The sequence below is a fragment of the Flavobacterium sp. MEB061 genome, from assembly GCF_000834715.1.
Taxonomy (GTDB): Bacteria; Bacteroidota; Bacteroidia; order Flavobacteriales; family Flavobacteriaceae; genus Flavobacterium; species Flavobacterium pectinovorum.
In genome coordinates this window covers 1-26,500 of sequence record NZ_JXQR01000010.1, presented here as the reverse complement: position 1 = coordinate 26,500, position 26,500 = coordinate 1, and the positions used below count along the sequence as shown (strand labels likewise).

Annotated in this window: 24 protein-coding genes and 1 pseudogene; 9 read left to right on the top strand and 16 right to left on the bottom strand. The window is 33.0% G+C overall.

Annotated features, from left to right (window positions below):
- Positions 1-183 precede the first annotated feature (183 nt).
- The 7 genes from RT99_RS05085 to RT99_RS05055 form a co-directional block, all read right to left on the bottom strand.
- Positions 184-483 (bottom strand): type II toxin-antitoxin system RelE/ParE family toxin, encoded by a 300-nt coding sequence (locus RT99_RS05085; RefSeq protein WP_042563664.1) that lies wholly within the window; start codon positions 481-483, stop codon positions 184-186.
- Positions 483-689, bottom strand: coding sequence for an addiction module protein (locus RT99_RS05080; RefSeq protein ID WP_042563663.1), 207 nt, complete (start codon positions 687-689; stop codon positions 483-485). Before RT99_RS05080 ends, RT99_RS05085 begins: the two co-directional genes overlap by 1 nt.
- 101 nt (positions 690-790) lie before the next feature.
- Complete coding sequence (locus tag RT99_RS05075) at positions 791-1,957, bottom strand: DUF1501 domain-containing protein (protein ID WP_042563662.1); 1,167 nt, start codon at positions 1,955-1,957, stop codon at positions 791-793.
- 11 nt (positions 1,958-1,968) lie between these two features.
- Entirely contained in the window at positions 1,969-3,354 is a 1,386-nt protein-coding gene (locus RT99_RS05070) for a DUF1800 domain-containing protein (protein ID WP_042563661.1), read from the bottom strand.
- A gap of 442 nt (positions 3,355-3,796) precedes the next feature.
- Positions 3,797-6,187: a ribonucleoside-diphosphate reductase subunit alpha gene (locus RT99_RS05065; RefSeq protein WP_042563660.1), complete on the bottom strand. Its 2,391-nt coding sequence runs from the start codon at positions 6,185-6,187 to the stop codon at positions 3,797-3,799.
- 265 nt (positions 6,188-6,452) lie between these two features.
- Entirely contained in the window at positions 6,453-7,430 is a 978-nt protein-coding gene (locus RT99_RS05060; RefSeq protein WP_042563659.1) for a ribonucleotide-diphosphate reductase subunit beta, read from the bottom strand.
- Positions 7,431-7,765: 335 nt separating this feature from the next.
- On the bottom strand, positions 7,766-8,335 hold the full coding sequence (locus RT99_RS05055) for a DUF3109 family protein (RefSeq protein WP_042563658.1): 570 nt from the start codon (positions 8,333-8,335) through the stop codon (positions 7,766-7,768).
- A 465-nt stretch (positions 8,336-8,800) separates the two neighbouring features.
- On the opposite strand from RT99_RS05055, the gene RT99_RS05050 reads away from it, so the two are divergent.
- The 3 genes from RT99_RS05050 (at position 8,801) to RT99_RS05040 (ending at position 10,293) form a co-directional block, all read left to right on the top strand.
- Complete coding sequence (locus RT99_RS05050; protein WP_042563657.1) at positions 8,801-9,379, top strand: MarC family protein; 579 nt, start codon at positions 8,801-8,803, stop codon at positions 9,377-9,379.
- 106 nt (positions 9,380-9,485) lie between these two features.
- Positions 9,486-9,686, top strand: a complete 201-nt coding sequence (locus RT99_RS05045; RefSeq protein ID WP_042563701.1) for a hypothetical protein — start codon at positions 9,486-9,488, stop codon at positions 9,684-9,686.
- Between the two features lies 1 nt (position 9,687).
- Positions 9,688-10,293, top strand: a complete 606-nt coding sequence (locus tag RT99_RS05040) for an FAD-dependent oxidoreductase (protein WP_042563656.1) — start codon at positions 9,688-9,690, stop codon at positions 10,291-10,293.
- Positions 10,294-10,489: 196 nt separating this feature from the next.
- Here RT99_RS05040 and RT99_RS05035 read toward each other — a convergent pair whose 3' ends face one another.
- The 5 genes from RT99_RS05035 to RT99_RS05015 all read right to left on the bottom strand — a co-directional run bounded on the left by RT99_RS05035 (position 10,490) and on the right by RT99_RS05015 (position 13,957).
- Positions 10,490-10,804 carry a hypothetical protein gene (locus tag RT99_RS05035; RefSeq protein WP_042563655.1) on the bottom strand — a complete coding sequence of 105 codons (315 nt, stop codon included), beginning with the start codon at positions 10,802-10,804 and terminating at the stop codon, positions 10,490-10,492.
- Between the two features lie 161 nt (positions 10,805-10,965).
- Entirely contained in the window at positions 10,966-11,331 is a 366-nt protein-coding gene (locus RT99_RS05030) for a nuclear transport factor 2 family protein (protein ID WP_042563654.1), read from the bottom strand.
- Positions 11,332-11,347: 16 nt separating this feature from the next.
- Positions 11,348-12,928, bottom strand: a complete 1,581-nt coding sequence (locus tag RT99_RS05025) for a S41 family peptidase (protein ID WP_042563653.1) — start codon at positions 12,926-12,928, stop codon at positions 11,348-11,350.
- Positions 12,929-13,357, bottom strand: coding sequence for a dCMP deaminase family protein (locus RT99_RS05020; RefSeq protein WP_042563652.1), 429 nt, complete (start codon positions 13,355-13,357; stop codon positions 12,929-12,931).
- A gap of 6 nt (positions 13,358-13,363) precedes the next feature.
- Positions 13,364-13,957 (bottom strand): HupE/UreJ family protein, encoded by a 594-nt coding sequence (locus RT99_RS05015; RefSeq protein WP_042563651.1) that lies wholly within the window; start codon positions 13,955-13,957, stop codon positions 13,364-13,366.
- A 172-nt stretch (positions 13,958-14,129) separates the two neighbouring features.
- Here RT99_RS05015 and RT99_RS05010 point away from each other — a divergent pair, with 172 nt between their 5' ends.
- Complete coding sequence (locus RT99_RS05010) at positions 14,130-14,561, top strand: TerB family tellurite resistance protein (RefSeq protein ID WP_042563650.1); 432 nt, start codon at positions 14,130-14,132, stop codon at positions 14,559-14,561.
- Between the two features lie 103 nt (positions 14,562-14,664).
- Here RT99_RS05010 and fbp read toward each other — a convergent pair whose 3' ends face one another.
- Entirely contained in the window at positions 14,665-15,672 is a 1,008-nt protein-coding gene (gene fbp, locus RT99_RS05005; RefSeq protein WP_042563649.1) for a class 1 fructose-bisphosphatase, read from the bottom strand.
- Between the two features lie 170 nt (positions 15,673-15,842).
- On the opposite strand from fbp, the gene RT99_RS05000 reads away from it, so the two are divergent.
- Both RT99_RS05000 and RT99_RS04995 read left to right on the top strand, forming a co-directional pair.
- Positions 15,843-16,331, top strand: a complete 489-nt coding sequence (locus RT99_RS05000; protein ID WP_042563648.1) for a GNAT family N-acetyltransferase — start codon at positions 15,843-15,845, stop codon at positions 16,329-16,331.
- A 113-nt stretch (positions 16,332-16,444) separates the two neighbouring features.
- The gene (locus RT99_RS04995) at positions 16,445-17,704 is read left to right on the top strand and encodes an aspartate kinase (protein WP_042563647.1); all 1,260 of its coding nucleotides are present in this window, start codon (positions 16,445-16,447) and stop codon (positions 17,702-17,704) included.
- A 65-nt stretch (positions 17,705-17,769) separates the two neighbouring features.
- On the opposite strand, the gene RT99_RS04990 is transcribed toward RT99_RS04995, so the two are convergent.
- The 3 genes from RT99_RS04990 to RT99_RS04980 all read right to left on the bottom strand — a co-directional run bounded on the left by RT99_RS04990 (position 17,770) and on the right by RT99_RS04980 (position 22,183).
- The gene (locus RT99_RS04990; RefSeq protein WP_042563646.1) at positions 17,770-19,947 is read right to left on the bottom strand and encodes a TonB-dependent receptor domain-containing protein; all 2,178 of its coding nucleotides are present in this window, start codon (positions 19,945-19,947) and stop codon (positions 17,770-17,772) included.
- Between the two features lie 115 nt (positions 19,948-20,062).
- Complete coding sequence (locus tag RT99_RS04985; RefSeq protein WP_042563645.1) at positions 20,063-21,118, bottom strand: AraC family transcriptional regulator; 1,056 nt, start codon at positions 21,116-21,118, stop codon at positions 20,063-20,065.
- 3 nt (positions 21,119-21,121) lie between these two features.
- The gene (locus tag RT99_RS04980; RefSeq protein ID WP_042563644.1) at positions 21,122-22,183 is read right to left on the bottom strand and encodes an AraC family transcriptional regulator; all 1,062 of its coding nucleotides are present in this window, start codon (positions 22,181-22,183) and stop codon (positions 21,122-21,124) included.
- A gap of 175 nt (positions 22,184-22,358) precedes the next feature.
- Here RT99_RS04980 and RT99_RS04975 point away from each other — a divergent pair, with 175 nt between their 5' ends.
- The 3 genes and pseudogenes from RT99_RS04975 to RT99_RS04965 form a co-directional block, all read left to right on the top strand.
- Positions 22,359-22,586 (top strand): hypothetical protein, encoded by a 228-nt coding sequence (locus tag RT99_RS04975; protein ID WP_042563643.1) that lies wholly within the window; start codon positions 22,359-22,361, stop codon positions 22,584-22,586.
- Positions 22,587-22,687: 101 nt separating this feature from the next.
- On the top strand, positions 22,688-26,122 hold the full coding sequence (locus tag RT99_RS04970) for a hypothetical protein (RefSeq protein ID WP_042563642.1): 3,435 nt from the start codon (positions 22,688-22,690) through the stop codon (positions 26,120-26,122).
- 63 nt (positions 26,123-26,185) lie between these two features.
- Positions 26,186-26,500, top strand: a pseudogene (locus RT99_RS04965) (hypothetical protein); the annotation flags it as partial.

Here is a 26,500-nt window from a genome sequence, read left to right as displayed (position 1 = left end):
AATGTATAAATTATTTTCACTGCACCAAAAAAAATATTGCATTTTATGAAACAAAAGAGGATTTCTTAACAAATTATATTCCTTTTGTATGATATTATAAAAAATATGGTTTAAAATGAGATTATTGCGGTGGGGGTTTTAAAAGTTTCCGAACTTCTAAGTACGTCAGTTTCTAAGATTCATTTATAAATTTAATCTTTTTGACCAATTTTTGGGAGATCGGGAGGTATGAAATACACCTATAACGACAATTTCATCTTTTTCAAATCGATAGTGAATTCCATAAGGAAATCTTGAAATAAATCTAATTTTTACATTTTTATATTTTTTTTGAAAAGCATTTGGGTTTCTTGATATTTCATCAAGCCCAGCTTCTAAGCAAAGTTCGAAATCATAAGAAAGACCTATTCTTTGTTTTTCATACCAAATAACAACATCTTCAACATCAAATAATGCTTCTTTAACAAACCGAATTCTATGCATTATCTAATCGATCTTAAATGAGCTTTAACCTCATCCCAAGTATATAATTCAGTTTTTCCCTCTTCTAAATTTTGAATACGAACATCTAACTCTCTCTTAACATCATCAGAAACTTCTAAATCCTCTTTAGAAACACTATCCCACAGTTGTTCAGCTAAAACAATTTTTTCAGCATTACTATATTTAGATAAGTTTTTGATTTCCATATTTTCAATATTACTAATATTATCAATGTTACAAATTTAATCAAATTACCATGAAATAAATTCAATCAAAAACAAACTAACAAATTTATTTTTTTCTATTTTTAAAACAACCCGGAAACCGGCATATTCTTAATCCCAATTTTAGAATAATCAAAACTCATTTTTTCCTTTAATAAAGAAGCATAAACACTTCTGAAATCAATTTCATATTTTAAATCACCATTATCTAAATCTGCTAAATTTGGATTTTTTCCTAAAATTGTTCCTTTATTATTTCCTCCAATGATAAACATTGGCGCTGCTGTTCCGTGATCTGTTCCGTTTCCGTTGTCTTTTACACGTCGTCCAAATTCTGAAAACACGACAATTGTTACATTTTGAAGCAATTGAGCCTGTTTTAAATCCTGATAAAAACTAAATAGTGCATCATTTAATTCAGTTAATTTTCGTTCGTGCATAGAAAGTTGATTGTCATGTGTATCAAATCCGTTTAGTGAAGTATAATACACTTTCGAATTTAAATTTCCTTTTACCAATCGCGCAATCCATTCCAGGTTTTTGGACAATCCGGTTTTTGGATAACTGACTTCTGTTTTCGATTGTTTCAATGCATTTTGAATTTCATCTGAACCTTCTATAAGTGAATTGGCAATTTTTCGAACAAAATCCAATTGCGGATTGTTTGATAATTTTACATTTTCATCATTACCTGGTTTTATCTTAAATCGATCCGGATCTTTTAATGTTATCGAATTTGGTTCAGCACCTTTCAATGCCAGATTATCTATCGAGTCCAAATTTATTCCCGCTGTTGGCTGATGACCATGACACTGCAAATCCAAATAACGTCCTAACCAGCCTTCATTTAGATATTTATTGGAATCTACTGCCGTTTGCCAAATTTCCTGACTTCTAAAATGTGAACGAATAGGCTCAGGATAACCTACATTCTGAATCACAGTTAAATCTCCATTTTGCTGCATTTGGGCAAAATCTTTTAAAGATGGATGAAATGCCATTCCATTATTTTTTCCAATTACAATATTCTTATTTAAGGCAATTTTAGTTCTTAAATTATAATATAATGGATTCTCATATGGAATATAGGTATTCAAACCATCGTTTCCTCCATTTAGCTGTACAAATACCAAACATTGTTCGCCAACAACCAAACTATTTTGGGAACCAAAAGCATGTAAAAATTCAGGAAGAACAAGTAGCCCTCCGGTAAACGTTCCTGTAAGCGTTAGAAAATTTCTTCTGTTCATAGCTTTAAGTTTTAAATCAATTGATATTCTGGCAATTTTGTAATATAATTAAACAATCGAACTACCGCAAAATTCGAATTAGGTCCTTTAGGGTCAAAGTCATATTTGAGTAAATTTTCCATATCTTTTTGCATGGAATCATTTACAGAAAACAATAATCTGTTTGATAATTCAGCAATGATAGTTTTATTATTGCCGCTGGAATCATATTCTATCTTAACTACTTCTTTCGGTTTCTGAGTTTCATCACTCATCATATCTGGTGTTTTCTTTGCAAGTTTTCCACCTTTACAAAGAAAATCGGCAGTATTGTTTCGCTGTAAGTAGAGTTGAGAAGTCAACCACGAATTTCCTCCGTCCCAACCTTTTACATTTGTCTGACTGTACAAATCCATTCCCTGCTGCCTTAAAAAGGCAACAATCCTGGTTTGATCATATATTTCCTTAAGATGCAATTCAGAAATAAGCTGAGAAATATAAACTAATGGATCTTTGATTTTTTCTCCGGAATTATCTTTAAGGTATTCTTCTGTGAAGATTTTAGTAAGTAACGGCGCTATTTCAAAATTTACTTTTCTGAAATAATTCCCATAATAAGTAACCAATTCTTCTGATGGGGAGTCATAAATAAACCACTTTAAAATTTTTCGTGTAATTAAATATGGGATGTTTTTTTGTTCGAAAATAATATCGACCAAATCATCATCTTTCCAGTTTCCTGTTTTTCCGAAATAGGTTTTATCGCTATTATCTTCAAAATTTTGTCTGTAAACAGCTTGTTCATCTCCAAGACTTAATCCTGCCAAAGCCCGTGCGCCATTTTTGATATCATCTTCAGTATAATTCCCTATTCCAATAGTAAATAATTCAAGCAATTCGCGACTTAAATTTTCGTTGAATTTACCTTTTTTATTATCTACATTATCCAGGTATTTAACCATTGAATTAGATTTTAGGATTTTCTTTGTCAGTTCCTTGAAATTCCCAAAAGCATTCTCACGTAAAATCATATTGTGTTGATAAATCCAATAATTGGTTTTTACTTTTTGAGAAGTTATTACAAAATGATTGTGCCAGAAACAAACCATTTTTTCACGCAATGGAAATTCTTCGGTTTGCATTTTAGCAACCCACCATTCCTTAAGTTTTGTTGTAGTAAAATTTTCTTCTATTAGAATTTTCCTCTTTTCCTCCTTATCCAAATTTCTAATTATCTCGCTTCTTTTTTTTTGCTCTTCAATTGTTTTGGGATCATCTTGCAAAAAAGCAGGAAGTTCTTTGTCAAACTTTGATTCATAAGAGCGCTTTAGGAATTTTTCTAATCCTAGTTTTTCAATTTCATCGGCTTGCTCGCCGGAAAAACCCAATCGTAACGACCAAAGATTGCTTTTTTTCATAATTCAGGAATTATTACAATAAGACTTAATTTTTCTATAAAGGTTTAAAATAGAAGGTGCTAAGTTTCTTAATTATTAAGAAACTAAGTTTTTTGAAAAAGGTCTTTGGTAATAATTACAACGAAGATTTTTTGGGGATATTGCCCATTCAAAGTACAAGAATACAAAAAGGTAATTAAACAAACTCCAACACATTTTTTACTATGACCCACGGTTTCAACCTTGGCATACGAATCGTTATAATGCATTGTATTTCCACGGTTGAAACCGTGGGCTATGTTTAAAGAGTTTCTTTTGGAATCTTTTATTCAATAACAAAATCACTAATAAACTTAAAAAAGAAACCACAAAAAAAGCAGTTATCATTACAATAACTGCTTTCTATTAATCAAAGAATAAAATCTTTTCTCTTTACTCTATCTTCTTTCTTCTCAAAAAAGAATTAAGACCCACACATTTCACAATCTTCAGGATCTGCGGCTTGTGCTTTTAAAAGCATTGCTTTATAATCTTCAACACTGATAGCTTCTGTTTCTGCAACTAAAGTTGGAACTTCTTCTTTTTTATCATTGTTTAAGGTAAATTTAATCGCGTCTACTGCTGATTTCGTTCTCAAGTAATACATTCCTGTTTTTAAACCAGATTGCCAAGCGTAAAAGTGCATTGACGTTAGTTTAGAATAGTTTGCATCTTGCATGAACAAGTTCAACGATTGTGATTGGTCAATGAAATAACCTCTTTGACGTGACATATCGATAATGTCTTTCATAGACATTTCCCAAACTGTTTTGTACAATTCTTTAAGGTCTTGCGGAATCACATCAATGTTTTGAACAGATCCGTTATGACGCATGATTTCTTGTTTCAATGTTTCGTTCCACAAACCTAATTTTACTAAATCTTCCAGCAAATGTTTGTTTACTACAATAAATTCTCCAGACAATACACGACGTGTGTAAATGTTTGATGTGTACGGCTCAAAAGCTTCGTTGTTTCCTAAAATTTGTGAAGTTGAAGCTGTTGGCATTGGTGCAACCAATAATGAGTTACGAACTCCATGCTCCATTACTTCTTTTCTTAATGAAGCCCAGTCCCAACGACCAGATAATTCTTCATCTTTCATTCCCCACATATTGTATTGGAATTCTCCTTTAGACATTGGAGATCCTTCAAATGTAGAATATGGACCTTCTTCTTTAGCCATTTCCATAGAAGCGGTTACGGCTGCAAAATATAATGTTTCGAAAATTTCCTGGTTCAAAGCTTTAGCTTCGTCACTTGTAAACGGCATACGTAACATGATAAAAGCATCTGCTAAACCTTGCACTCCCAATCCAACCGGACGGTGGCGCATGTTTGAATTTTCAGCTTCTTTTACAGGATAATAGTTTCTGTCGATTACTTTGTTCAGGTTACGGGTTACACGTTTTGTAACGTTGTAAAGTGCCTGGTGATCAAATTTTCCGTTTTCAATAAACATTGGCAATGAAATTGAAGCCAAGTTACAAACCGCAATTTCATCTTTAGAGGTGTATTCCATAATCTCTGTACACAAGTTTGATGAACGGATTGTTCCTAAATTCTTGTGGTTCGATTTACGGTTTGCCGCATCTTTATACAACATATAAGGCGTTCCTGTTTCGATTTGTGATTCCAGGATTTTCTCCCATAATTCACGTGCACGAATCGTTTTTCTACCTTTTCCTCTAAATTCATAATCCAAATACATGGTTTCGAATTCTTCTCCGTAAACATCATATAATCCAGGGCATTCGTTCGGGCACATTAAAGTCCATGATGCATCTTCCTGTACACGTTTCATAAATAAATCTGAAGTCCACATGGCGAAGAATAAATCTCTCGCACGCATTTCTTCTTTTCCTGTATTTTTCTTTAAATCCAAAAATTCAAAGATATCAGCATGCCATGTTTCGATGTAAATCGCAAAACTTCCTTTACGTTTTCCTCCACCCTGATCTACGTAACGCGCCGTATCGTTGAAAACTCTCAACATTGGCACAATTCCGTTTGAAGTTCCGTTTGTACCACGAATATAAGATCCAGTCGCACGAACGTTATGAATAGAAAGACCAATTCCTCCCGCTGATTGCGAGATTTTAGCCGTTTGTTTTAAAGTATCATAAATACCATCAATACTATCATCCTGCATTGCCAAAAGGAAACAAGAAGACATTTGTGGTTTTGGAGTTCCCGCATTAAACAACGTTGGCGTTGCGTGCGTGAAGAACTTTTTAGACATTAAATCGTAAGTTTCAATTACTGATTTTAAATCATCTAAGTGAATACCAACAGAAACACGCATCAACATATGTTGCGGTCTTTCTACGATTTTTCCGTTGATTTTTAATAAATACGAACGCTCTAAAGTTTTAAATCCGAAGTAATCGTAATTGAAATCTCTTGTATAAATGATATGGGAATCAAGGAAAGCCGAGTTTTCCTGAATCACCTTAAATACTTCATCCGAAAGTAGCGGTGCTTCCTGACCGTTTCTTGGATTTACGTAGTTGTACATATCCTTCATCGTTTCTGAAAACGACTTTTTTGTATTCGAATGTAGGTTTGAAATCGCCACACGAGCTGCTAATTGTGCATAATCAGGATGCGCAATAGTCATAGATGCCGCCGTTTCTGCTGCAAGATTATCAAGTTCAGATGTAGAAACTCCGTCATACAATCCTTCGATAACTCTCATGGCTACCTTAACAGGATCTACGAGTTCATTTAACCCGTAACACAATTTTTTGATTCTTTCTGTAATCTTATCAAACATTACGGGCTCTTTATGGCCATCTCTTTTTACTACATACATAAGCTTACTTTTTTTAGTTTATTGAAAAAATGAAAGTCACTAGAAAACGAATTCCGGGACTTAAACATTGTGTGTTTTTAAATTATTTTTTGAGAATTACGGCATTCTCAATAGCCGCCCTATTCCAATCTGAAATCAGACCGAAAATGCGTTGAAAATTATTGAATCTTCGATTTGGGAAAAGAGATTCTAAAAATGTTTTGTTATAAAATTTTAATAGTAATCAGTGTTTATTTGGGGAAAACACTAAAATATTTTTTGTTGTCTAAAAATCTGCATCGAATGAAATTTTCTGAGCATCACTATCTGTGTTCATCACACCAGATTTTTGATATTCTGCAACACGTTTTTCAAAGAAATTAGTTTTTCCCTGAAGAGAAATCATATCCATGAAATCAAACGGATTTGCTGATCCATAAACACGTTCGCAACCTAATTCTACTAAAAGCCTGTCAGCAACAAACTCTAGATATTGTGTCATTAAAGCTGCATTCATACCAATTAAACTTACCGGAAGAGATTCCGTAACAAACTCTCTTTCAATATCTAAAGCATCAACAATAATTTCTTTAATTCTGTCTTTTGGTACTTTGTTAATCAAATGGTGATTATGAAGGTGAACTGCAAAATCACAATGCACGCCTTCGTCACGAGAAATCAACTCGTTAGAAAAAGTTAAACCTGGCATTAAACCACGTTTTTTCAACCAGTAAATAGAACAGAAAGCTCCTGAAAAGAAAATACCTTCAACTGCCGCAAAAGCAATTAGTCTTTCAGCAAACGAATCAGATTCGATCCATTTTAAAGCCCAGTCTGCTTTTTTTCTGATAGCCGGAAAAACTTCCAAAGCATTAAATAATTCTGCTTTTTCTGCTTCATCTTTCACGTAAGTGTCAATCAATAAAGAATAAGTTTCACTGTGAATATTTTCCATCATGATTTGAAATCCGTAGAAAAACTTTGCTTCAGCATATTGCACTTCGTTTACAAAGTTCTCAGCAAGATTTTCATTTACAATTCCATCAGATGCGGCAAAAAACGCAAGAATGTGTTTAATGAAATATCTTTCTTCATCATTTAACTTATTATTCCAGTCAGTAAGATCCTGATGCAAATCGATTTCCTCTGCAGTCCAAAAACTAGCTTCCATTTTCTTATACCATTCCCAAATATCATGATGCTTGATAGGAAAAATAACGAAACGGTTCTTGTTTTCTTGTAAAATTGGTTCGACTTGCGACATGGCTTTTATGTTTAATTTTTTTACTGATTTTTTGCTTTTTCAGAGTAGTACAAAGATTGTCATTTATCGCTAAAAATGAAAGCCAAACTTATTCACAATTTGGCGTAGTTTTTAACAACGGCAAAAAAGTAGTCTATTTTTCAGACAATATTTAAATTATTGAAAATGAGTATTTTAAAACCACCTATTTAACCTTAAGTGCCGTAAAATATAGACTTTTTACAATAAAAAGCAAGAAAATTTTAATTGTTTTTAAAAGTTTTTTTAGAGTTAAAACTTTAATTCATTGAGTTAAAAAATACCGCATGAAAAGCGTATTTTTTACAGTTATTTTTTTAAGAATTTTTAAGTTCCTGAGCTACTTTTTCAAGCTCCATATACCAATCTTCACCAAAGCGACGAATCAGGGCTTCTTTTACAAACTTATAAACCGGAACTTCTAATTCTTTACCTAAAGAACAGGCATCATCGCAAATATCCCATTTGTCATAATTAACCGCAGCAAATTCTGTGAAGTCTTTTACACGAATTGGATACAAATGACAAGAAACTGGTTTTTTCCAGTCAACTATTCCTTGATTATACGCTTGCTCGATTCCGCAAAGTGCAGTTTTTCCATCAAAAATAACGTAGGCACAATCTTTTTCGTCGATTAATGGCGTTTCAAGATCACCATCGGTTCCTTTTACCCAGGTTCCTTGTGCTTCGATCGCAGCAATTCCTTCTTTTCTTAAAAAAGGTTTTACTTTAGGATAAATCTCTTCCATTATTTTAGTCTCAGCTTCACTTAATGGCGCGCCGGCATCTCCGTCAACACAGCAGGCTCCTTTACAAGCTGACAAGTTGCACACAAATTCTTTTTCAAGAATATCCTCTGAAATAATGGTTTTACCTAATTGAAACATGATAATAAAATACTGAAATTTATAAAGTGCAAAGATAGGCAAAGAAAGCAGATGATATGAGATTAAATTTTACTGAATACGTTGGTGAAGTTTTACCGCAGAGATACACAAAGTTTTTTCGCAAAGATTCACAGAGTTAATTTCATTGGATGTTTTTTTTTTAAGTTCACAAAGCTTTGAGATTTAACTTTCGTAAAGCTTAATAAAACCTTTGTGTAACTCTGTGAAAAACTTTGTGTATCTCTGCGGTAAAATCTCACTGATTTATAAACTCTAAAAATTAAAACTTTGCGAAACTCTGTGAAAAACTTTGTGAATCTCTGTGACAAAGTTATCAATTGTTACAAATATCACTTTTTTAACCAACAAAACGTGTTTTTATAACAAAAATACATCGTATATAAAAAACACCTACCTTTATTATCTACCTTTGCAAAAATTTTAAACGCTTAAAATCAAAGTAATATGTTAGAAATCGACTTTAAAGAAATAATTACTGTTGGAATGGTACTTTTTGCTGTAATTGATATTGTGGGTTCTATTCCGATTATTGTGAATTTAAGGGCGAAAGTTGGTCATATTGAATCTGAGAAAGCTACTATTGTTGCGGGAACAATTATGATAGTTTTTCTTTTTGTTGGAGAAGGCTTTCTTAACCTAATAGGTATCGATGTTCATTCGTTTGCTGTCGCAGGTTCTTTTGTCTTATTTTTTCTTGCTTTAGAAATGATTTTAGGACTTAGAATTTTTCGCGATGAAGAACCTGGATCTGCCTCTATCGTTCCTTTGGCTTTTCCGTTAATTGCCGGAGCCGGAACAATGACTACTTTATTATCACTTAGGTCGCAATTTCATACCATAAATATTGTCATTGCTATTTTACTCAATATCATCCTTGTATATATTGTTTTAAAATCTTCTAAAAAAATTGAAGATTTATTAGGAGAAAACGGACTTGGCGTGGTTCGCAAGACATTTGGAGTGATACTTTTAGCGATTGCTGTTAAATTATTCGCCGCTAATGTTAAAGGTTTGTTCGTCTAACGTTTATTTTTATAAATTTACCCCCATTAAAATTTCTAAATACAACTTTAAGACAATTTTACGTCAAAAGGTTTTACTTATTATTTTAGACAAACAAAATAGCCATATGAAAATTTTCACTTCCATATTAGTACTTTTAGCTTTAGCTTTAATCGTTTTTAACATTACATTGTTAGACTTTAAAAATCCTTTCCAAGGAGATAGTGCCGTTGCTTTTATTGGAATAGCCGCTTCTTTTTGTGCCGTTTTGATTCTTTTGATTTTTAGAATTTCAAAAAGAATTGAAGAAAAAATGAACGGTAGATAATATGTTTGATGTTTTAATTATCGGCGGAGGCGTTTCTGGCATGTCCTGTGGTCTCGTATTGGGGTCTGCCAAAAACAAAGCTTTTGTTGCCGATAAAAAAATCGGGATTTTTACACATCAAAAAAATTCTTCTTTACAGGAAGCAATTTTCTACAATGCTTACGGAATTACACCAGGTAAATTAGGATCTGATTTACTTATAGAAAGCACACAGGATTTGGCTCTGACTTATCCTCATATTACTCAGATTGCAAATGAAAAAGTAATTAAAGTTGAGGGATCTTTTCCTGAATTCACTGTAATTACGAATAAAAACTCATACAAAACTAAAAATATCGTAATCGGAATTGGTTCTGCCAATACTTTTGATATCGAAGGTTTAATGCAATATGTTGAACCTCACAAAAAAGCATTACCAGAAAAACAGCGTATTCAGCTAAAAAACGACGATCATAAAGTCGCTGATGGTATTTATGTTATTGGAACTCTTGCAGGCTGGAGAAGCCAACTGGCTATTGCCGCAGGAAGTGGTGCCGCTGTTGCAACCGATATTCTGACTTTATGGAATAACGGTATACAAACTCACGCCCACGATAGCATTCGATAAAATTTCAAACCATAAGTTTTTATATTTACCATTAAGATATTAAGTTTATTAAGCTCTAGTATCAATTATTATTGGCAAAACATATATTTCATTAAAAAATTAAACCACATAAGTTATATAAGTTCATATAAAATGCTTTGCGCATAGATTATATGAACTTATATAACTTATGTGGTTTAAAAATAAATTTATGTTGTTATTTCACTGAAACAATCTCCTGTACTTTCATGTGTTTTTCGTCGTCTGTTTTCCAGATTTCTCCTTTTAGTGAAACCTGATCTCCAATTTTAACTTGTTTGTAGTTTTGAGGTCCGCCGACATTTACAATGCTGATGGTTGCAAAATAAACTTCTTTTGTATCAGTTATAACTTTTGCTGTGTAACCATCTTTTCCTGATTCTACCGATTCTACTTTTCCTGAGATGGCCTTATTGGTATCTTTCATAGCTGTACAAGAAATTACAAAAGCCATTAAAATTACTAATGCACTTATTCTTTTTAGATTTTTCATATTTGTATTGTGTGTATTAAAATTTAACCGCAAAGCTCGCAAAGTTTTACGAATCCCGAAGCTTTGGGACACAAATTTTTTAAATTATTTATCTGGTAAAGTTCGCTAAGACTGCGACTTTAAATATTATATTATACTTTAAAAAATTATTATTATTTGAATTATTGCAAAACGACACAGCTTCCGGCTATTACCTGAAGATCTTCATTAAACTGTTTCCAAACTCTAATATAACGGTAAGCACCACCTAACGGATTACCATCATAAGTTCCCCTTAATGAAACGGTTACCGCAACAACTGCAACATCATCTATAATATTAATTAGTTGATCTGAAGCTTCCAGCGTTTCGACCTTCATTTTACCCAAACGATAAGATTCCAAATCAAATTCTTTGGTAATGGTATTTCCGTCAGGCAAATTGAATAACAAATCGTCATGAAGCATTTTTTCTAAAACTGGAACATCTGCTTTTTTGATTGCCGTTAAAAGTTCGATTTCTGCATTAACAACCTCTTCTGTTTTCATATCAAAAAAAATTAAATTATTTTTTCTTCGGATTTAAAACTGTTTTAATCATCACATCTTCTTTCAAAATCACATCATAATAATACAGCTCTCCGTATAATTGTCGGGCAAATTCTGCTGTAATGTAGCGATTTACCAATGCTTTTGTTTTATCTAATTTTAAATCTAAACCAGTCATTAAAATATAGTTTTGAAACTTTTTGAAATAGGCATCAGAACCTTTCATTTTGTTTAGGAACTCATTAAAATGAAGTCCTGCAAATGCATTTCTGTTTTTATCTAATTCTTCAAAAACAAAATGCCCTACTATTCCCGTTTGCAATAAATAAGCGACATTTTCATTTCCGTGTTCAGCTTCCATCGGTACAAAAACATCCGGAACGATTCCGCCGCCGCCGTAAACAATTTTACCTTTTGGTGTTTTAAACTTTAAGGAATCGGCTACTTTTATACTGTCTTTTGCATAAAGTTCCCCAGATTTTATACGATCTTCAGATTCCTTATAATATTCTTCGTTTCCTTTTTTATACGGTTTTTGAATCGATCTTCCGGTTGGCGTGTAATATCTTGCCACGGTTAATCGAACTGCAGATCCGTCGTTGAAATCCATTTCACGTTGTACCAATCCTTTTCCGAAAGAACGTCGTCCAACAATAGTTCCGCGATCATTATCCTGAATCGCACCGGCTAAAATTTCACTTGCCGAGGCACTATTTTCATTAATTAAAATATATACTTTTCCAGTTTCGAAACTGCCGGCTTGTGTAGCATATGTGTTTTCGGTTGTTCCGTTTTTGTTTTTGGTAAAAACGATCATTTGTTTATCTTTCAAAAACTCATCGGCAATAGCCACAGCTTCTTCCATATAACCGCCTCCATTATCGCGAAGATCAATTACGAGTGATTGAATCCCGTTTTGCTTTAATCTTGTTAATCCGGTTTTGAATTCTTTATAAGTAGTTTCGGCAAAACGATTGATTTTAATGTAACCTGTTTTATTATCCAATAATAAGGAAGCGTCGACACTTTTAAGCGGAATAATATCTCTCTTAATTTTAAACTTGAGTTTCTTTTTTTCCGATTTTCTAAAAACGGTCAATTCAATCTCAGAACCTTTTATGCCTTTCAATTTCGAAAACAAACTGTCAGAAGGTAATTTTCGTCCAAATAATTTCGTTTTTCCGGCAAATAAAATTCGGTCTCCAGATTTTAGTCCGGCTTTCGCCGAAGGTCCATTTTCAACTGGCCTGATAATCGCCACAGAATCCCGGTACATATAAAAATTGATTCCAATTCCCACAAAATCACCTTTCATACTTTCGGCAACTTCTGCTTGTTCACTTGGCGGAATGTAAACAGAATGCGGATCTAATTTTGATAAAATATTATCTACGGTAAGATTTACAATAGAGTCTGTGTTCACCTTATCAACATATTCATTATTGATAAAATCAATCAGTTTATTGAGCTTGGTTTTTGAACTGGTTTTAGCCAAAAGCTGGTCATCGGCAGGAGCATTAGTCATGCTTCCTACAATTGTACCAAGAGCGAAAGTAGCTCCTATAACGATGGGTAAATATGTTGAATTAAATTTCATTTATTCTTCTAAAACAGGAATATGTTCGACTTCGATACCTGCTTTTATTAAAAACTGAATTCCTGAATCGTCACGATAACCATCCTGATAAACAACTCTTTTTATCCCTGACTGATGTATTAATTTACTGCATTCTTTGCAGGGCGAAAGTGTAATATACAATGTTGCTCCTTCACATGATTGTGTTGATCGTGCTACTTTTAAAATCGCATTTGCTTCGGCATGCAGAACATCCCAGCGCGTTAATCCGTCTTCGTCTTCGCAGCAATTTTCAAATCCCGATGGCGTACCGTTGTAACCATCAGAGATAATCATTCGATCTTTTACGATAATCGCGCCTACTTGTTTACGCTTGCAATAAGATAGCAAACTCCATTCTTTGGCAATTCGAAGATACGCTTTATCGTATTTATTTAATTTTATTTCCATTTAATTTTATCTGTTCCAAATTGGGCTTTCTACAATCATCGGAATTACAACTCCGATAATAAAAGCCGACATTACAAGTGCCCAATCGCGTTTTGAAAAACGAAATACGGTTTGCACTATATATGATAATAACAAAACTACAAAAACAACAACTAGTTGTGCAGTTTCGATACCCAATGCAAATTCCCCTAAAGGTAGTAATTTTGATGTTGCGGAACCTCCTAAAATTGTTTTAAAATAATTGGAGAATCCAAGTCCGTGAATTATCCCAAAAAACAATGTTACAAAAAATATCAAGTTCAGTCCGTCATTTTTAGTTGCTTTTCCAGCTGTAAAAAGATGATAAAAAGCGGTTATGAGAATTGTAATAGGAATTAAAAACTCAACCAGACTTACTTTTACGGCTATGATTCCAAAAACAGAAAGTACCAGAGCTAAGGTATGACCAACTGTGAAAACTGTAACCAAAAGTAAAATTCTTTTCCAGTCTTTAAAGGTATAAGGAACTGTTAATGCGATTAAAAAAAGAACGTGATCATAAGCGTGAATATCTAAAACGTGCTTTAATCCTATCTGAAAATAAATCCAAAATTCTGACATAGGTATGATGGTATTAATTGATTAAGGGGTCGTAAACTTACGATTTATTTTGAAAAAACTGAGAAACCCCGATATTAAATCAACGTAGAAAATAAAGTTAAATTTTATGAGAAAATTAAAATTATTAATTTAAAATAAGATTTATATTTGCGTGATATAAAACTCCATAATTATGTCATTTTCAGATTTATTCGATAGCGAATTCAAACAAAGAAATAAAGGTCACTTTTCAGCTATTGTTCGTGTAGCATTAGCAGATGGAATTGTTCATCCTGAAGAAAAAAATTTCTTGGATAAATTAGCTTCACGTTTAGAAATTTCAGAAACTGAATACGAAGAAATTCTAAACGACCCATTAAAATACCCAATCAATCCTCCTTATTTACATGTTCAGCGATTAGAGCGTTTATACGATTTAACAAGAATGGTGCATGTTGATCATCATTTAGAAGACCAACAAGAGGTAATGTTAAGAAAGTTAGGAATTGCTTTAGGTTTTACGCCAAGCAACGTAAATTATATCATTGCAAAAGCATTGTCATTAGTAGACAAAAAAGTAGATGCTGACACTTTTGTTTATGAAATGCAGCACATGCATAAATAGTATTCAGTTTACAGTTTTTGAACTGATACTAAAAATAAACCCGACAGATTTTTAAAATCTGTCGGGTTTGCTGTAACTGAAAACTGAGACTGAAAACTAAATACTATTCAGCTTCTGCCATAAATTGCTCAGCTTTTTCTACCATATTTTGACTTCCGCAGAAAAAAGGAACTCTTTGATGCAATTCCGTTGGCTGGATTTCCATAATTCTTCCAAAACCGTCTGTTGCTTTTCCTCCTGCCTGTTCGGCAATAAATGCCATTGGATTACATTCATATAATAAACGTAACTTTCCTTTTGGTGCTTTTGAACTTGTTGGATAAATATAAATTCCGCCTTTGATCATATTTCGATGAAAATCAGAAACAAGACTTCCTATATACCTTGAAGTATAAGGTCTGTCATCTTCTTCACGCTGGCAATATTTAATGTAGTTTTTTACGCCCTGCGGAAAATGCACATAGTTTCCTTCGTTTACAGAATAAATATGTCCGTCTTTTGGAAATTTCATATTTGGATGTGACAAATAAAATGTTCCGATTGCCGGATTCAGTGTAAAACCATTTACGCCAAAACCTGTTGTGTAAACCAACATAGTTGATGTTCCGTAAATTACATATCCTGCCGCCACCTGATTTACTCCCGGTTGTAAAAAATCCTCGCTTGTAACCGGAGTACCAATTGGTGTTATTCTTCTAAAAACCGAAAAAATAGTTCCCAGAGAAACATTGACATCAATATTTGAAGATCCGTCAAGGGGATCCATTAAGATAACGTACTTATTATTATGACAGTTGTCGCTCCCCTGAACTGTTATAAAATCGTCATTTTCTTCTGAAGCAATTCCACAGACAATCTCACGGTTTATTAACGTCTGAATAAATACTTCGTTTGCATACACATCTAATTTTTGCTGCTCTTCTCCCTGAATATTTTGTTCGCCCACGGCGCCAATAATATCCACTAACCCGGCTTTGTTAACTTTATAGTTGACGACCTTTGCCGCCAAACGTATAGAGTTGAGTATTCGGGAAAGTTCTCCCGACGAATACTGAAATGCTTTTTGGTTCTCAATAATAAACTCTCCCAGTGTTTTATTGCGTTCTTCCATTGCTATATCGTTATAGTTTTAATTTTAAGTCACAAATATCGCTTATTTTGTGAGAATGATTTAAAAATTATTTTGTTAGTTTGCTACTATTGTATATTTGCTAATTAAAGGCAAAAAGAATACAGTAAAAGCATATTTTTTGGCTTTATAAATAATTAATAATAAGAATAATGAATATTAGAAAGGGAAATCCTGAAGACATGAAAGCGGTTTTGGAACTGATACAGGAGTTGGCAATATTCGAAAAAGAGCCTGAAGCTGTTGTTATAACCGAAGAAGATTTAATACGTGACGGTTTTGGCGAAAAACCATTATTTAATGTTTTTGTAGCCGAAATCGAAAGTGAGAAACAGCAAAAAGAAATTGTTGGAATCGCATTATACTACTACCGTTACTCTACCTGGAAAGGAAAAACAATTCACCTTGAAGACTTAATTGTGAAGGAAAAAATGCGTGGTACCGGTTTGGGATCTGCACTTTATGCCGAAATTATGAAGCAAGGAAAAAAAGATAATGTGAGAAGAGTTGAATGGAATGTTTTGGACTGGAATACACCGGCTGTAAATTTTTACAAGAATTCTGGCGCAAGAATTCTTGACGGATGGCAGGTTGTTCAAATGGATCAGGAAGGAATTAATTCTTTCTTAGAGAAAAATTAAAAATATTTTTCCACAGATTATAGGAGTATAATGATTTTAATCTGTGGAAAAAACCATAAAAAATAGCAGATTTCATTCATCTGAAATCTAAAATTAAAAATCTAAAATTAATAATGAGAGTATTTAAATTTGGTGGTGCATCGGTAAAAGATGCTGCGGGAATTAAAAACGTATACGACGTTTTACAAAAAGTGGGTTATGAAGATGTGATTTTGGTAGTTTCGGCTATGGGAAAAACCACAAATGCTCTTGAAGTTGTTATCAAGAATTATTTTGATCAATCACCAGAGTTGAATTCATCTGTACAGGAAATTAAAAATTATCACAATCAAATAGTATTAGATTTATTTGAAGATGAAAAACATGAAGTTTTTGCTGCGGTAGATGCCCAGTTTACTGAACTGGAATATTTTTTGGCACATAATAAATCCCCAAATTACAATTTCGTTTATGATCAGATTGTGAGTTTTGGAGAATTGATTTCGACTACAATTTTAAGTCATTTCATGAATTTTATGGGCATCCAGACGAATTGGCTTGACGTTCGTAATTTCATCAAAACAAACGCAAACTACAGAGATGCCGAAGTAGATTGGGAAGCAACAGAAGAGCTTATCAGCAAAAATGTACCAAGAAAAACTTTGAATATTACACAAGGATTTTTAGGTGCTGATGAAAACAATTTCACTACAACTCTTGGTCGTGAAGGTTCTGATTATACTGCCGGAATTTTTGCTTATTGTCTTGGAGCCGAAAGCGTAACAATCTGGAAAGACGTTCCCGGAGTTATGAATGCAGATCCGCGTTATTTTGAAAATGCGAGTTTGTTAAACCAGATTTCGTATCGTGAAGCAATCGAATTGGCTTTTTACGGAGCAACGGTTATTCACCCAAAAACATTACAGCCTTTACAGAAAAAAGAAATTCCATTATATGTAAAATCTTTCATCAATCCATTACTCAAAGGAACTTGTGTTTCTAAAGGTGTTGATTTAGAGCCGCAATATCCTTGTTTTATTGTAAAAAGAGAACAGCTTTTGATTTCTCTTTCATCAATAGATTTTTCTTTTATCATGGAAGAAAATATTAGCGAGATTTTTGGTTTATTTCACGAATTCAAAATCAAAGTAAATTTAATTCAGAATTCGGCGATTAGTTTTTCTGTTTGTGTGGAAGATAAATTTGGAAATTTTAATGATTTGAATGCCATTCTTTCGAAAAAATTCAAAGTAGATTATAGCGAAAATGTGACTTTATATACCATTCGTCACTTTACAGAAAATGCTGCACAAACCGTTGAAGAAAATAAAGCTGTTTTATTGAAACAAGTAAGTAGAGAAACGATGCAAATTGTGACTAAGGAACTTAATTAAGAGTTTAAAAAGGTATTATTAATTCAATATATTAAGGTTTCACGGAATGTGAAACCTTTTTGCTTTTACCTCGCCCTATTATTCTCCGTCTGCTCAACCTCAGATTTCTTATAATTTGTCTTTTTAGAATTCCCGAAACTATAAGTTGCGATCAATTTAAAGTAATTTGAGGTATAAGTTCTGTGATAATAAATCTCAGTTTGTCCGACTGTATAATTTCCTGAAACCATGAAATCGTGAAAAATATCATTTGCCGTGAAATTGAGTTTTAAGGCATCTTTAAAAAAGTTTCTTTCAATACCTAAGGTAACTGTTGATCTGCTATTATCGCTTCGTAAACCGTAACTTTTATCGCCCAAATACCAGGCAAGCAATTGAATTTTAAACCAATCCGGAATTGTAAACGTATTATTCGAATACAAATAGATTTGAGGTTTTACAGGTCCTAAAACGTAGGCATATGCATTATCAACTGCTTTGGTTAAATTCATACTTACGGTATTGGTAGAAGTCCACCATTTTGAAGTAAACGATCTTGAAATTGAAGCAAAATAAGAATGCTCTTTCTCGAGATTTAAAGATCTTAAAATATAACTGTTTGGTGTATCACCACGTAAAGCTGCGGCAGAAATAGGATCTGTTTTATAGGTATATCCCATTTTAAAATCAAACTTTTTGTACATCGCGCCAATTTCAAAAGCATGAATTTTTTCGGGCAATAAATTTGGATTTCCTTCTATTGTCGTAAACGGATCCTGATAAATAACATACGGATTTAATGCCTGATATCTTGGTCTTGTAATTCTGGAAACATACGAAGCGTGAGCTTTTAAATCATCCGAGAAATCGAAATTTAAAAGCAGGTTCGGAAAAATATTGCCATAACTTTTACTAAATTTTCTGTTTCCGTTTGCGTTTGTAAATAATTCATAATTTGTGTACTCACCACGTGCGCCAACCGAAAAATTAAACTTTTCGCCCCAGGAATTTCCATAATTAAAATACGCTGCACCAATTTTTTCTTTATAAGAGAAATCACTTGAGAGTTCACTATCCAACTCAAAAACTTCGTCTTCAGGATTTGCAATCAAAAAATCTGTGCCCGAATTTATAGTGGCATTACTAAACTTTGCTCCTGTTTCCAGCTTTGTGTTTTTATTGTTTTTTTTAGAATAATCTACTTGTGCCATTATTATATTTATACCATTAGCAACATTATTCTTTAAATATTTTTCGGTATTAACCTCATTTTCAAGACTGTTCTCATTAATGAAGTCATGTATGGTTCCATTATAATTTGAATATTGAGTTCCTATAAATAATGATGAACCTTTAGCATCCGTGATCACATTGTAATTTAAATTGATGAACTGATTTAGTAAAACATCATTTTTAGCAATATCCGTTGCATAAAAATTAGTTCCTGTATTATCTTCAATTGAATTTCGGCTTTCAACAACTCCGCCTAAATCTTCAATGTTTCCGCTATAAGCCAGAGAAATATAATCCTTGTCAGAAAAAGCATATTGCAATCCAAAACCAAAATTGGAGTAATTATTAAACTGACGTTTCCAGTCTGTGGTTAATTGAGATCGCATAAATTCATCAGGATTTGGTCGTGTTCTTGTTGTGTATAAAAGTTCTCTGCCTTTTCCTAATTGTAATCCGTAATTGGTTATAAACGAAAATTTCCCTTTTGTATAATTAAAATCTAAAAGTGTATTGGTGCTCGTTCCCGCAAATTCCGAAACTGTAACTTGCTGGGTTGCCGTTCCCATTATTCCGTTTTCGATATTTCTTTTGGTAATAATATTGATCACCGCTTTTCCTTCGGCATCATATTTTGAAGATGGATTGGAGATTACTTCTATTTTTAAAATTTGTGAAACCGGAATCGCGGCAAAACGTTCGTAATTAATTAAAATTCCGTTCAGGTAAATAATGGCTTCGCCTTTTCCCAGAACACTAATTTGTCCTTCGGCAACGACAACGTTTGGAACCCTGCTTAATACTTCATTTACAGAACTGCTTGTGGCCAATAAGGTGTTGGCAACGTTTACATCAATATTGCCGTTTGCTCCGTACTTTATTAAGGAAGCCTGTCTTTTTATTACAACTTCGTTTAACTCATTATTTTGAGGTTCGACTTTCGGCTGAATCGTTGGTTTAGTTTGTGCATTTGCATTTGTCGAGGCAAAAACAAAACAATAAATAAAAATGAAAACTGAGATTAAAAACTTCATAAATTTTGCGATTGAGGATTTGACTTTTTGTAGTGACAAAAGTCAGCTCAAAATCGCGAAACGAGGTAATGGAAAGAGATTTCAGGAGTACGAATTTATAAATCAATACTCTGTTTTAGGCTTGAAATCCCTGAATTTGAAAGTTTAAAGGCGTTGTTCCGGTATGTTTTTTAAAGGCAGCAAAAAAGGTTGATTTCGAATTAAAACCAACATCATAGCCGATAGATTCTAATGTCAGTTTATCATTTGAAACTATGGTTTTGCAGGCCTCGTTTATTCTAAATTCATTTACAAAACTTGTAAAATTCTTGCCCAGATTATTATTTAAAAATTGTGATAATTGATGACTTGAAATATTTATTTCATTGGATAAATCCTGTAAACTCAAATTCGGGTTTTTGTATAAACTCTTTTCCAGCATTATTTTTTCTAATTTTTCTGCTAAAATTGATGCTTCTTTTGGATCTGGTTTTTTGTCTTTTGAGATATTCAACAGAAACAAATCGTCCGTTTTTTTTCGGTATAAAAGAATCGAAAAAGCCAGATATAAAATAAATGTAAAGGATAAACAACCTGTAACGCACGAAATAAACGGAACTCTGGCAAAGCCAAGAAAATAAAAAAGAAAAATAATCGCGTTACCTAAGAAAATCATTCCGAACCATTTTTCTGCCGGAGTCGTATTATTATAGTGTTGAATCATTTTTTGAAGCAATATTCGACTTTCAAAACCTGATATAAAAAGGTAACTAAACCATTGCAGAAAAATTAATGCTACAAAATAGTCGTTCCATAAAACCGGATAATTTTGATATGGAAATAAAAATCCAATGCCAAAAATCGCAATGAACCAAATCATCAAATGATATTTCCATGTTTTAGGAATTTTATTAATAGAATGAATTCCCGCTTTTAAAAAATAATATAAAAAAGGGCCAATTAATAAACAAGACGAAAGTCCGATTTGAAGATACGTTTTTGGTAAAGCGTTATTAAAATATACAAAAACCGTGACAGTAATCCGGATACTTAAAGCCAAAAGCAACGAGCCTAGAAAAAGATTAGTCAGGTATTTTTTTCTGGTAAAAAACAAAAAGTACGCACTCAGAATGAATCCGTTGAATGCAACCAAAGCACCAAAAAAGAATAATATTTCTTTACCAATATTCATAACCTAAGTTTGTAAAGCCTGAAGCTGATAGTTTAACGGTGTTGTTCCGGTATGTTTTTTAAAAGCTGCAAAAAATGTCGATTTTGAATTAAAACCTACGTCGTAACCAATCGATTCCAAAGTAAGTTTATCGTTTGAAGTGATGATTTTGCAAGCTTCATTAATTCTAAATTCATTGATGAAACTCGTAAAATTCTTTCCTAAATTATTATTTAAAAACTGTGATAATTGATGACTCGAAATAGTAAGTTCCTGTGATAAATCCTGTAAACTCAGGTTCGGGTTTTTGTATAAACTTTTGTCGCTCATTATCTTTTCTAATTTCTCAGATAAAACTTTGGCTTCTGCCGAATCTATTTTTTTACCTGAATACTTTTGATTGTTCAGGAGAAATAAATCGTCTGTTTTTTTTCGGTATAAAAGAATCGAAATTATTAAATACAAGATGAAAGAAAAAACTACTGCACCACTTATATACGTTGCTCCCGGAGCACCCATAATCGAAAGGAAATAAAAAAGAAACAAAAGAAAATTACCCAGAAAAAGCATTCCAAACCATACTTCGGCAGGATTTGTTTTTTGTCTTGGGTCAATTATTTTCTTCAGAATTGTTCGAATCGTATATCCTGAAAAAACAATATAAACAAACCATTGAAAATAAATTATTTTTATAATCGAACGTCCCCAAAGTTTTGGATAATCTTCATAGGGATATAAAATACCAACAGTAACGATCACAATTCCCCAAAACAGCAATGAAATTTTCCAGGATTTTGGCATCACATTTATTTCTTCAACCGCCGATCTTAAAAAGTAATACAAACACGGACCAATAAAAAAACAAGCCGTTAACCCAAATTGCAAATACATTTTAGGCAAAGTGGGATCAAAATATACAAATACTGATTTCCCTATTCGGACGCTTAATGCAAACAATAGTGCACCCAAGAAATAATTAGTCAGGTATTTTTTCTTTGTAAAGAAGAAAAAGTAAACCCCAAGAATAATTCCGTTGAAAGCTCCCAAAGCACTAAAAAAGAATAAAAGTTCTTTACCAGTATCCATAATTGAAGTTTTATATCTGACAAAGCTAAAAAAAATTGATTCCTGTCAGAATAATTTTGAAAAAGTTTATTTTTAATTTTTACAAAAAATAAGATTATTCCTTGATTAAAAATATTTAACTAAATTTACTTTGCGCCAAAAAAAGTAAGTCAATAAATATCAATACTTTACGATTATGCGAAATGATAACGAACCTAGCGAAGAAACTAAAAATGAATGGGAAAACGATCCGGATAACTGGATATGGGGAATGTTTTATTATAATCCAAAAGACAAGAGATCTTATTTTCCAAAAAGAATAAAAGAATTTGGCTGGCATGCTAATTATGCAGATCCTAATTACATTGTTATTATCTTATTGTTAGTTGCAGTAATAGTTGTTTTTATAAAATATGCCAGATAATCAGCATTAATCCATCATAATTACTGCTAAAACTAAAATATCCTCCACAACATTTCCCAATTATAAATACTACTTTTGGCTTTTTTAGAGTTAAAGTGTTTATGTTGAAAAAATTACTGTTTTTTACGGTGCTAATTTGGTTTTCTGGTCTTCGGGCGCAGGAAACGGAATCTTCGTACCAAACAAAAAAAGTAACTGTAACGCGAGATACAATTCACTTAGAAAAATTCAGCATTAATTCGAGCTTTTTCGAACTTTTAAATACTAAAAATGAACCTATTGATTCGACATTTTACAAAATCGATTTTCAAAAAGGAACTTTACTTTTAAACGAAAAATTCACTTCAGATTCAGATACTCTAGTTGTCAATTATTTAAATTATCCTGACTTTTTAACCAAAGAATATTCGCTTTACAAAGACAGTCAGGTTGTGAGTAACGATGTTGGCTCAGAGAAATTATACAAACTTGAAAATACTAATGCCAAAAAAGTTACTCCGTTTGACGGATTGAATACTTCCGGAAGTATAACACGTGGCGTAACAATTGGAAATAATCAAAATACGGTTTTGAATTCGAATCTTGATCTTCAGATTACCGGAAAGATATCTGATAAAGTTAGTTTGAGAGCTTCACTTCAGGATAGCAATATTCCGCTGCAGGATGGCGGATATTCTCAAAAACTGGATCAGTTTGATAATATTTTCATGGAGCTTTTTAGCGATGACTGGAATATTCGCGCAGGCGATGTTTTCTTAGAAAACAGGAAAACACAATTTCTTAGTTTTAATAAAAAAGTTCAGGGGCTTGCAACCAGTTTTGATTTTGGCGACGAGGATAATAAAACCAATGTTTTTGCATCGGTCGCTTTTGTAAAAGGGCAATATGCCAAAAGTACCTTTACAGGACAGGAGGGCAATCAGGGACCTTATAAATTAAAGGGGCAAAATGGCGAATTGTACGTTTTGGTTATTTCGGGTTCTGAACGTGTTTATGTAAATGGTGTTTTGCTAAAACGTGGCGAAAACAACGATTATACTATTGATTATAATGCAGGCGAAATTGTATTTACGTCCCTTTTTACGATTACCTCAGAAATGCGTATTAGTATTGAATACCAATACTCTGAACGGAATTATAACCGACTTGTTACGTATGCGGGCGCGACACATCAAAATAAAAGCTGGAGTTTTGGCGGTTATTTGTATTCTGAAAATGATATGAAAAATCAGCCTTTACAGCAAAACCTTTCTCCGGAACAAGTTCAGATTTTGAGCCAGGCGGGAGATGATCAAAACCTAATGGTGGCGCCATCTGCTTACGAAGATGCCTATGCTGATAATAAAATTTTGTACAAAAAAACGATTGTTAATTCTATAGAGGTTTACGAATATTCGAATAATTCGAGTGATGTTTTGTACAATGTAAAATTTAGTCTTGTTGGCAATAATCTGGGAAATTATATTATTCAAAACAATAACTCTGTCGAGCGTATTTACGAATATGTTGCGCCAGTAAATGGTGTTTTGCAGGGAAATTATGAGCCAATTGTAAAGTTGGTTGCCCCTATGAAAATTCAGGTTGCGACTTTTTTAGGAAAATATAATCCTGACGAAAAAACGCTGGCTGATTTTGAAATTGCTGTGAGTAATAATGATCAAAATTTATTTTCGAATATTGATGATGCCAACGATGACGGAATTGCTTTTAAAGCTAATATTAAAAAACGTCTTTTTACCAGAGACTGGACTTTGGATGCTTTTGCCAATTATCAATTTGTTCAGGAAGATTTTAGATCTGTAGAACGTTTGTATAATATTGAGTTTAACAGAGACTGGAATTTAAGTACAACAACACTTTTGGGCAATCAAAGTTTGCTGGTTACGGGATTAAATTTTGATTTATTTTCGAAAAAAGAAACTACAAACATTGGCTTATTTATGTATCAATTTGAAAAGCTGGACTATACCGAAAGTTATTCGGGTGCGCGACATACGGCAACAGCGTTTTTTAAATTAAATAAATGGACAATTGAAAACCAGGGAAGTTTCCTGAATTCTGATGCCACGACTTCTACTTCAAAATTCATTCGAAACCTTACCAAAACCAAATATCATTTCGGTAAAAACTGGGTTGGGGGAAGTGTTCAGATTGAAGATAATCAGGAAAAAGATAAAGTTACTAATGAATTTTCGGCACTAAGCCAAAGGTTTTCAGAATATGGTGTTTTTGTTGGGCGCGGCGACAGTACAAAAGTTTTTGTTGAACTGGGATATTTACAACGTCGCAACGATAGTTTGCAAAATGGCTTATTACAACATGTTAATGATTCACGAATGTATGTTTTGAAATCGAAATTGATTCAGAACAAAAAAACAGATTTGGCGGTTTATGCCAGTTACCGAACGTTGAATTTTACGGATGTTTCCCGAAAAAACGAACCTTCATTAAATTCAAGAATTCTATACAATGATCGTTTTTTTAATCAGCTTATGCAAATTGGTACGGCTTATGAAACGAGTTCGGGAACTATTGCACAACAGGAATTTACGTATGTCGAAGTTCCTACCGGTCAGGGCGTTTATACCTGGAATGATTATAATGGCAACGGAATTCAGGAACTCGAAGAGTTTGAAATTGCCCCTTTTCCGGATCAGGCCAAGTTTGTGCGCATCTTTTTACCCAATCAGGTTTATATAAAAACAAATCAAAATAAGTTTTCGCAATCTGTAACTTTAAATCCGTTGCAATGGCAAAACGAAACGGGTTTCAAAAAACTGGCTTCTTATTTTTACAATCAGACATCTTTTATTATGGACCGCAAGGTAAAAAGTGATGGCGATCGTTTAGAATTGAATCCGTTTAGTTCGTCAGATGAAAATATGCTGGGATTAAATTCGAGTTTTAGAAACAGTTTTTATTATAACAGGGGCAAACAAAAACACTCTGTAACGTATTCTTACCTTATTAATAAAGGAAAAAATTTGCTTTCTATTGGTTCTCAAAACGTAACCAATAATTCACATCAATTGCAATACACACATTTGCTGCAAAAAAGCTGGTTGTTTAATTTCTTTACTAAAACCATAAAAACCAATTTAGTTTCTGAAGATTTTACTGAGAAAAACTATGATCTGGATGGCTATCAAATTGCTCCGAAAATCAGTTATTTATTCTCGAAAAACACAAGTCTGGATTTCTTTTATGAATTGCAAAACAAGGAAAATAAAATGGGGAATTTTGAAACACTGCGTCAAAATAGACTGGGAACTTCTTTTTCTTATGCCGGCGAAAAAAAGATAACAGTAAATGGCGAGTTTTCTTTTTATGAAAATGAATTTGAGGGAAATGAATTCTCATCTGTAGGATTTCAGATGCTTGAAGGGCTTCAGGCGGGTCAAAACCTCGTTTGGAAGCTTCTTATACAAAAAAACATTACACAGTTTTTAGATATCAACTTAAATTATCAAGGCAGAAAAAGTGAAACCGGAAAAACAATTCACACCGGAAATGTACAGCTTCGCGCTTATTTTTAACACTTTGAGAACAACATTATCATAAATTGATTATTTTTAATCGAAATTTTAACCTCTCAACTTATGAAAAAATTATTATTGATCTGTTTTGTATTTGTACTTTCCGGGAATTTCTATGCTCAGGAAACCACAACAACTACGAAGTCTAAAACTGAAACTAAAGCAAAAAAAGCAAAGTCAGATGCAGACAAAGCTGCTGCAGACGCTAAAAAGGAATCTGCGAAAGCCAAAAAAACAGCTGATGCAAAATCGGATGCTGACAAAGCTGCTGCCGCTGCCAAAAAGGAATCAGCGAAAGCTAAAAAAGACGCAACTAAAGCAAAATCTGATTCTGATAAAGCAACTGCAGATGCCAAAAAAGCAAAATCTGACGCTGCC

Coding starts and splice junctions, on each gene's coding strand:
- RT99_RS05085 (WP_042563664.1), bottom strand. CDS start 483: ATGCATAGAATTCGGTTTGTTAAAGAAGCATTATTTGATGTTGAAGAT.
- RT99_RS05080 (WP_042563663.1), bottom strand. CDS start 689: ATGGAAATCAAAAACTTATCTAAATATAGTAATGCTGAAAAAATTGTT.
- RT99_RS05075 (WP_042563662.1), bottom strand. CDS start 1,957: ATGAACAGAAGAAATTTTCTAACGCTTACAGGAACGTTTACCGGAGGG.
- RT99_RS05070 (WP_042563661.1), bottom strand. CDS start 3,354: ATGAAAAAAAGCAATCTTTGGTCGTTACGATTGGGTTTTTCCGGCGAG.
- RT99_RS05065 (WP_042563660.1), bottom strand. CDS start 6,187: ATGTATGTAGTAAAAAGAGATGGCCATAAAGAGCCCGTAATGTTTGAT.
- RT99_RS05060 (WP_042563659.1), bottom strand. CDS start 7,430: ATGTCGCAAGTCGAACCAATTTTACAAGAAAACAAGAACCGTTTCGTT.
- RT99_RS05055 (WP_042563658.1), bottom strand. CDS start 8,335: ATGTTTCAATTAGGTAAAACCATTATTTCAGAGGATATTCTTGAAAAA.
- RT99_RS05050 (WP_042563657.1), top strand. CDS start 8,801: ATGTTAGAAATCGACTTTAAAGAAATAATTACTGTTGGAATGGTACTT.
- RT99_RS05045 (WP_042563701.1), top strand. CDS start 9,486: ATGAAAATTTTCACTTCCATATTAGTACTTTTAGCTTTAGCTTTAATC.
- RT99_RS05040 (WP_042563656.1), top strand. CDS start 9,688: ATGTTTGATGTTTTAATTATCGGCGGAGGCGTTTCTGGCATGTCCTGT.
- RT99_RS05035 (WP_042563655.1), bottom strand. CDS start 10,804: ATGAAAAATCTAAAAAGAATAAGTGCATTAGTAATTTTAATGGCTTTT.
- RT99_RS05030 (WP_042563654.1), bottom strand. CDS start 11,331: ATGAAAACAGAAGAGGTTGTTAATGCAGAAATCGAACTTTTAACGGCA.
- RT99_RS05025 (WP_042563653.1), bottom strand. CDS start 12,928: ATGAAATTTAATTCAACATATTTACCCATCGTTATAGGAGCTACTTTC.
- RT99_RS05020 (WP_042563652.1), bottom strand. CDS start 13,357: ATGGAAATAAAATTAAATAAATACGATAAAGCGTATCTTCGAATTGCC.
- RT99_RS05015 (WP_042563651.1), bottom strand. CDS start 13,957: ATGTCAGAATTTTGGATTTATTTTCAGATAGGATTAAAGCACGTTTTA.
- RT99_RS05010 (WP_042563650.1), top strand. CDS start 14,130: ATGTCATTTTCAGATTTATTCGATAGCGAATTCAAACAAAGAAATAAA.
- fbp (WP_042563649.1), bottom strand. CDS start 15,672: ATGGAAGAACGCAATAAAACACTGGGAGAGTTTATTATTGAGAACCAA.
- RT99_RS05000 (WP_042563648.1), top strand. CDS start 15,843: ATGAATATTAGAAAGGGAAATCCTGAAGACATGAAAGCGGTTTTGGAA.
- RT99_RS04995 (WP_042563647.1), top strand. CDS start 16,445: ATGAGAGTATTTAAATTTGGTGGTGCATCGGTAAAAGATGCTGCGGGA.
- RT99_RS04990 (WP_042563646.1), bottom strand. CDS start 19,947: ATGAAGTTTTTAATCTCAGTTTTCATTTTTATTTATTGTTTTGTTTTT.
- RT99_RS04985 (WP_042563645.1), bottom strand. CDS start 21,118: ATGAATATTGGTAAAGAAATATTATTCTTTTTTGGTGCTTTGGTTGCA.
- RT99_RS04980 (WP_042563644.1), bottom strand. CDS start 22,183: ATGGATACTGGTAAAGAACTTTTATTCTTTTTTAGTGCTTTGGGAGCT.
- RT99_RS04975 (WP_042563643.1), top strand. CDS start 22,359: ATGCGAAATGATAACGAACCTAGCGAAGAAACTAAAAATGAATGGGAA.
- RT99_RS04970 (WP_042563642.1), top strand. CDS start 22,688: ATGTTGAAAAAATTACTGTTTTTTACGGTGCTAATTTGGTTTTCTGGT.